We start from the raw sequence: 7,481 nt of genomic DNA, 5'->3' as shown, positions 1-7,481 counted from the left end.
AAAACACATAAACTTTATGCAAATAGTTACAAAAACTATCTCCAAACGTCTTTGTATTTGTAAGATTTAAAATTAATTTGTACTAAAATAAAAATATGAAGATCGAAAGAAAGAGACTGGTACTCTTATCTCTTCTTATCTTTGGCGGCATCACCGCTTTTGCACAGAAAATCAGCAAAAACGTGATGCAGAAGATATACGACGAGGTGAAGACGCCTTATAAATATGGTATGGTGGTAGCTCCTGAGGACAACTACCACCAGATAGACTGTCCGATGGTGTACCGTGAAGGAAACTGCTGGTTTATGACCTATGTGGTATACAACGGCAAGGACGGAACGGATGGCAGAGGGTATGAAACATGGCTCGCTACCAGCGATGACCTGCTGCAATGGAAAACCCTGGGCAGACTACTCTGCTATGCCGACAAGGGATGGGACATGAACCAGCGTGCAGGATACCCGGCGCTGATAGACTGGACCTGGAACGGATCCTATGAGATGGCAAAATACAAAGGTCGCCACTGGATGAGCTATTTCGGTGGAGAAGGTACGGGCTATGAGGCCATCCGCAAGCCGCTCAATATGGGTATGGCTTCTACTAAAGGCGATATCACCCAGGCACATCCTTGGGAAACATCCCCTTCGCCTGTTCTCTCTATCAACGACAAAAGTGCACAGTGGTGGGAGAAACTTACCCACTATAAAAGTACCGTCTACTGGGATAAGAACAAGACGCTGGGCAAACCTTTCGTGATGTTCTATAATGCCGGTGGCATCAACCCTACCAACCAGCTGAAGGCAGAGCGTATCGGTATCGCCCTCTCCAGCAATATGACTTCCTGGCGCCGTCTGCCTCTCCGCACAGCCAAGCGGAAGACAGGCAATCCGGTGTTCTTTCATGAGGCTCCGGGCATCATTACAGGAGATGCACAGATTGTGAAGTTCCCGCATTATTATGTCATGTTCTATTTCTCTGCCTATAATCCGGAGAGAAAATACAATGCCTACAATACATTTGCCGTAAGCCGGGACCTGGTGAACTGGCAGGACTGGGATGGAGCCGACCTGGTTTATCCTTCCAAGCCTTATGATGATATGTTCGCCCATAAGAGTTATGTGCTGAAGCATCAGGGCGTGGTATACCATTTCTATTGTGCCGTGAACCATGCCGGACAGCGAGGCATCGCCGTGGCTACGAGTGTGCCGATGGGACGTTCGCAGGTTTCTTTCCCGACACCTGAAAAGAAGGGAAAGCGACAGATTGTAAGTCTGAATCAGGACTGGCAGGTAACCTTCGGCAAGACTTCGGAAGACAGTATCACGAAGAAGATGGGAACCTTCCGGGTGAATGTGCCTAGTAATCTGGACGATTATTACGGTTACCGCCAGCTGAAGCACGGCAACCTGCATGGTACCGCCACCTACGAGAAGCATTTCTCCGTTCATAAACAGACCGGAAAACGCTACTTCCTGCAGTTGGAAGGTGTGGAAACCTTTGCTACGGTCAAGGTGAACCGCAAGAGTTATCCGAAGGAACTGGTAGGCAGAACCAGCTTTATGCTCGATATCTCGGATGCACTCCGTGAGGGAGATAATGTATTGAATATCAAGGTAGAACATCCTGCTATGCAGACCAATAACCCTTGGCCTTGCGGCGGCTGTTCATCAGAATGGGGATTCTCGGAGGGCAGTCAGCCTTTCGGCATCTTCCGTCCTGTATCGCTCATCGAAACTGATGAGGTGAGGGTGGAGCCTTTCGGAGTACACGTCTGGAACAACGAGGCATGCGACAGCGTCTTCGTGGATACCGAGGTGAAGAACTATTCCGACCATGAGCAGACCATCGAGGTAATCAGCAAACTGGCGCTGAGCAGCGGCAAGACCGCTTTCCGACAGACCGGAAAGATTACCCTGAAGGCAGGCGAGACCCAGGTGGTCCGTCATCAGGCAAAGGTCAGCGATGCCCATCTGTGGAGCATCACGGATCCTTATCTCTATACCCTTTCCAGCATCATCAAGCGAGAGGGCAAGACCATCGATGATGTGGCTACACCTTTCGGCATCCGCACCATCTCCTGGCCGGTACTCCGACAGAAGCAGGCTGCGCTCCGTGGCGATTCAACCCAGATGGATAAGAAAGACGGCAGATTCTATCTCAATGGCAGTCCGGTTTTCATCAATGGAACCTGCGATTACGAGCATCTCTTCGGTCAGAGTCACGCCTTCTCTCATGAGCAGATAGCCTCCCGTGTCAAGATGATGCGTCAGGCAGGTTTCAATGCCTTCCGTGAGGCTCATCAGCCACATAATCTCTATTACCAGCAGCTGCTGGATGAGCAGGGCATGCTGTTCTGGAGTCAGTTCTCGGCACATGTCTGGTATGATACATCCGCCTTCCGTAAGAACTTCAAGCGTCTGCTGCGCCGTTGGATCAAGGAGCGCCGCAATTCGCCAAGCGTCATTCTCTGGGGCATTCAGAACGAGAGTGTGATGCCGAAGGATTTCACCGAGGAGTGTGCTGCCATCATCCGCGAGATGGACCCTACCGCTCAGACCATGCGCGCCATCACGACCTGTAATGGAGGAGAGGGAAGCGACTGGAATGTGATTCAGAACTGGAGCGGAACCTACGGCGGAACAGCCGATAAATATGATGAGGAATTGAAGCAGCCTAACCAGTTGCTGAATGGTGAATATGGTGCCTGGCGCACGCTCGGTTTCCGCAGTTCCGATGCAGAGAAACTGCATGCCGGTGATGCAAAGGCTCTGTCAAAAGCCTATACCGAAGATGCCTTTGTATCTCTTCTCGGCAAGAAGGCGATGCTGGCAGAGAGTGCCAGGGACAGCGTCTGCGGCCATTTCCAGTGGCTCTTCGTATCGCATGAGAACCCGGGCAGAGTACAGCCGGATGAGGCTTACCGCCGTATCGACAAGGTGGGACCGTTCAATTACAAGGGACTTCTCACGCCTTGGGAACAGCCTACCGAAGGCTTCTACTGGTATCGCAACCATTATACTAAGGTGCAGCCAGATACGCTTACGCCTACAGCTGCCGACCGCAACAGAAATCTTCTGAAACCAGCCGAGGGTTATACCTATCTGTATAGAGTGAACTGTGGCGGTGATGCCGTTACAGACAGTTATGGCAGCGAGTGGGAGCAGGACGACAGCGTCTATTCTCATTCCTGGGCAGAGCGTTTCGGCATGAATCCGTTTACGGCGAGTCAGGGACATATCACCTCCCGCATTCATGGCTTGAAATCATCATCTGAAGCCTCTCATCATGCTGCGCCCCATGATGCACAGCTCTTCCAGTATTTTCGTTGGGGCCGTCATGCGCTGAACTATCAGTTTGCCGTTCCGGATGGAGAATATCGCGTAGAACTCTATTTTGCTGAGCCTTGGCTGGGCAAGCATGAGGGTGCCGGCATCGATTGTGAAGGCGAGCGCATCTTTGATGTAGCCATCAACGATTCCGTGGTAGTAGATGACCTCGACCTTTGGGCTGAGGCTGGCTTTGCGGGAGCCTGCAAGAAGGTGGTAGATATCAAGGTAAAGGGCGGTCTGCTGACCATTTCTTTCCCGGAAGTAAAGGTGGGAGAGGCAATCATCTCTGCCATCGCCATTGCTGCCAAGGGAGAGATAGGAGATGCTGAGAAGTGGAATGTCGCCTTCAAGGGTAGCAAGCCTGAGAGCGGAATGAGCAAGACTTACTGGGCTGATCTGGATAAGGATGTGGTAGAGAAATATCCGAAGGAGCTGTTGCCTCAGGACAACGAAGTATTCCCGGCTGTGCGCTATAAGAGCAAGACCTCAACCTGGACTATCAATCCCGGTGTAGCCCGCGAATACATGTTGCGTTTCCGCTATAAGAATACAACCGGTGAGCAGCAGGTTGGCAGGTTGAAGATTGTGGACAGCAAGGGTATCGTCCTGCTGGATAGAGACATGACCTTCCCTGAAACACCGAATAAGTTCAAAACCATCGGTACCACTACCGATTCTCAGATCAATGCCGGTACCTATCAGATAATCCTCTCCGGTCTTCCGAACGTTTCGTTCGATTATCTGGAAGTGCAATAAAAGGAAATCTGCGCCATTTGCGAAATCTGTGTGACTTAAGAATCTCATGCAGATGACGCAGATGGCGCAGATTTTATTTCTTGCGTAATAAGTTTTTTTTGAGAAAAAAGTCTCAAAGTCTCATTATTAGGTGGAAATATTGTTATAAAGTATTGGTATATAGTGATTTGTAAAAATGAGACTTCCTAATATCTTTACAAAAAAGTATCATAGAAGTATCATAAAATAGGGAGAAGTATCATGAAATCGAGATACGCAAGTCCGTTAGGCGTTAGGGTTCCGCAGGAACGCCTAACGGACTTGCGTATCTCCCTAATGCCTAGCGGACTTGCAAACCAGTATTACGGACTTATACCACAGCAGCTTCTGCCCTGTGTTAGGGCGTGTGGAGCTTACTTGCGAAAGTTCAGTAACATAAGCAATAGTATCATTTTATCCGTAACAACTATATGTAAAAGTAATTTTAATAATCCATAACCATACCTGTCTTTCGATAAAGTTGAATATAAACAGGCGATTCATAACTGTTACCATATACTTTCCAAGATTTTACATCCTTTACCACCTTTAAAGGATATTCATTCTTCTTCATGTATCCAAAATGAAGTTCATCCAATAACATAAAAGCAACTTCTGCCACACACTTAGGTGTAGAAATTATCCCTTCATCGTAAGAATACACAGTACTATCAGACTCATACAATGAATCTGATTTACTCTTAAACCACAATTTTTCATTTATTTGCCCTTTATAACAAAACTCAATATTATCAAAACTAGAACTTTCTGCCTTAGTCGTAATACCTACTAGAAAACAACAAAACATCCCAGTAATGAAACTTGCTATGAACAAGACTAAAAATTTCTTCATACCTTTTTATTTTTTACTATTTTATTTATTACTATATATACCTAAAATTTGTCCGTCAGCTGCCTGGATATATATTGCAGATGGTTTTTCTAGCACACAAGGATTTCCAGAAACTTTCCAAACTTTATTATTAACTAAAACAACGGTAAAAGGTTTTTGCTGCATTATATATTTTTCTCCAAATTTAGAAATTAATATAGATACACCTATTTTTACCGCATTTTCTGGTTTTTCTATTAATGCGACATCTGTCGGTTTTTTCTGTCTTACAGAATTTGGCACTTCATTATAAGCATAAAAATACCCAGAATCACAATTTTCTATACTATAGTCTTCAAAACCATCATAATTAAAAAGCTGAAAATTCGATGCCTTAATTTGATGTTGTGGCACAATACCAAGAAGATTTTTTAAAGTCAGAAAACCAAAAGCAAAGCCTATAAAAATTATGGCTATCAATGAAATTCTTTTTATTTTTTCCATGAGTAGTTTTGATTGTTTAATAAAATTTTTATGACGTTATTATAGAGCTCAAAGGTTTCTTTTACAGAAACCGGCTTGGTCTCTTTTATTGTTTGAGGCATTTTTTCTCATGGTAGTTATTGTAGAGAAATACCACCTAAAAGAAACTATAAGTCCTAAAAATAAGACGAAAGTTGGAACTGAATTCATATAATAATAATCACTCATTATATGAATATTTGTAGTATCACCAATAAATCTAACAATTACTATCAAAAGCAGAGTAAAAGAGAACTTCTTTAAAATAAAAAGAACCCCTTGAAGATTACTCTTCTTTTTATAAGCTATAACACACATGCTTAGGCTATAAACAAAAGGAATTGTCCAGCAAGCTATAGCTGCAAGAATGTAGTACCAACTTTCAGGAGTGGTAATTCTTTTTGAAACATAATAATACCACGTTTCTCCTATCCATGGACAGTCCCATTGCCCTACATGGAATAATCGAAAAAAAATCCACCTATCTATCAAAGATACAAACATAAATGTATAAACACTACAAATGTAAATATAAAGGGTAACCTTCTTATATACATTGTGATGAACCAGGCAAAAAGTATGTTTCATTTTTTTATGTAATAGGACTATAACTACCAAATATAAAAAACAGAATGTAAATGTTGATAATGCTGTTACAAATGTTGCATAACTTACATTTTCGTCAATTCCCACACTACAGTTCATTATTTTTACAATACTAACAATAATCCCCATATAGCATATAATTTTACTAAAAAACAGAAACTTATTTTTAACTTTTCCCGTTTTTAGAATACTGCATAAATAGTAGACAAATACATAAATGGAAAATAAAATCCCTAAATAAAGAAACGCATTTGTCAAAGTAAATTGATAAATTGTCGTTTCCATATTTTTTGATAAATTATTAGTATCACTAAAAAGCCAATTGCAAGTTGGGTAGATACTCTCTAGACAATATGCAAACCAATACAGCCCCATTGGAAACAGCAATACAGATATTCCCAAGCACAATAGCATGATTTTTAGATTTTTACCTTTCATTTTATCTAATTAATTACCAACACGCTGTCTTGTGATAACTCCACCTGCTTGAAGAGACCAATTATGTCCTGTACAAGACGGAAGATCGTTAATTTGAAAACCAGACACATCATAATCTAAAGATATAGGCATAGACTTTTCTAAAGATTTGAGTTCAAAAATAGGGATTGTAATCTTTGGAGTCCCAGTAAACATAGAAACTGGAATATCTCCAAATTTTGCAAGAGAAGCTACTGTTGGTGAAGGAATATCATTAGGTATTTCTTGAGCAGTTGCTTTTATCGACAAAAAGCATACATAAATAAATGTAAGAATCCTTATACTCCACATATTAATCAATATTAAATTCTTAATCAAAACTAAATTCATGTGCAAATTTATTAATATTTTTGGATACAACAAAATAAATGGATAGAAAATATTTAATTTATTGGCTTTTATGCTTATTTTTATCGATTTCGATATATAAATGACAGAACTTTCGCAAGTGGTTTAAGAACGGGCTGAAGGTCCACAAGAGGGCGTGTCATAAATCAACAGCTCGCAAGTCCGTTAGGCGTTAGAGAGATACGCAAATCCGCAGGAACGCCTAGCGGACTTGCGTATCTCCCTAACACTAGTCAACTGGTTTTATAAATAAGTATAAACCGAGTCAACTCGTCTTATAAAATAAGATAAAAAGTGGTCAACCAAAATCGTTAAACCACACCTAGCGGACTTGCAAACCACAATGCCCAGACTTGCCCAAGCCTTTGGGCATTTGTGCCCAACTATGTAGGGCATGGTTGCCCAAGGTTTTGGGCATGGATACCCATCGTTTTGGTCACTCGTACCCATGTACGTGGTCATGGCTACCCATGTACGTGGGTACGAGTAACCACGTACGTGGACATAATTGATGCATTTCGTTCGATATTTCGCTTGTTGTGGTTTAACGATTTTAGTTGACCACTTTTAGCTTTATTTGTAAGACGAGTTGA

At 42.7% G+C, this 7,481-nt stretch carries 5 protein-coding genes; 1 reads left to right on the top strand and 4 read right to left on the bottom strand.

What is annotated here, in order from left to right; translation table 11 throughout:
- Positions 1 to 95: 95 nt before the first annotated feature.
- A complete protein-coding gene (locus tag KSW37_RS14740) occupies positions 96 to 4,085 on the top strand; it encodes a malectin domain-containing carbohydrate-binding protein (RefSeq protein WP_217315102.1) in 3,990 nt (1,329 codons plus the stop codon).
- 463 nt (positions 4,086 to 4,548) lie between these two features.
- Here the strand turns inward: KSW37_RS14740 and KSW37_RS14735 are convergent, their stop codons facing one another.
- The 4 genes from KSW37_RS14735 to KSW37_RS14720 all read right to left on the bottom strand — a co-directional run bounded on the left by KSW37_RS14735 (position 4,549) and on the right by KSW37_RS14720 (position 6,870).
- Positions 4,549 to 4,956 carry a hypothetical protein gene (locus KSW37_RS14735; RefSeq protein ID WP_217315100.1) on the bottom strand — a complete coding sequence of 136 codons (408 nt, stop codon included), beginning with the start codon at positions 4,954 to 4,956 and terminating at the stop codon, positions 4,549 to 4,551.
- 21 nt (positions 4,957 to 4,977) lie between these two features.
- Positions 4,978 to 5,439, bottom strand: a complete 462-nt coding sequence (locus KSW37_RS14730; protein WP_217315097.1) for an NTF2 fold immunity protein — start codon at positions 5,437 to 5,439, stop codon at positions 4,978 to 4,980.
- 48 nt (positions 5,440 to 5,487) lie between these two features.
- Positions 5,488 to 6,348 carry a hypothetical protein gene (locus KSW37_RS14725; RefSeq protein WP_217315095.1) on the bottom strand — a complete coding sequence of 287 codons (861 nt, stop codon included), beginning with the start codon at positions 6,346 to 6,348 and terminating at the stop codon, positions 5,488 to 5,490.
- A gap of 162 nt (positions 6,349 to 6,510) precedes the next feature.
- Positions 6,511 to 6,870 (bottom strand): hypothetical protein, encoded by a 360-nt coding sequence (locus KSW37_RS14720; RefSeq protein ID WP_217315093.1) that lies wholly within the window; start codon positions 6,868 to 6,870, stop codon positions 6,511 to 6,513.
- Between the last annotated feature and the right edge of the window lie 611 nt (positions 6,871 to 7,481).

This window comes from Segatella copri (genome assembly GCF_019127135.1).
In the GTDB taxonomy this organism is placed as follows: Bacteria; Bacteroidota; Bacteroidia; order Bacteroidales; family Bacteroidaceae; genus Prevotella.
This window is presented reverse-complemented; position numbering and strand designations above follow the sequence as displayed.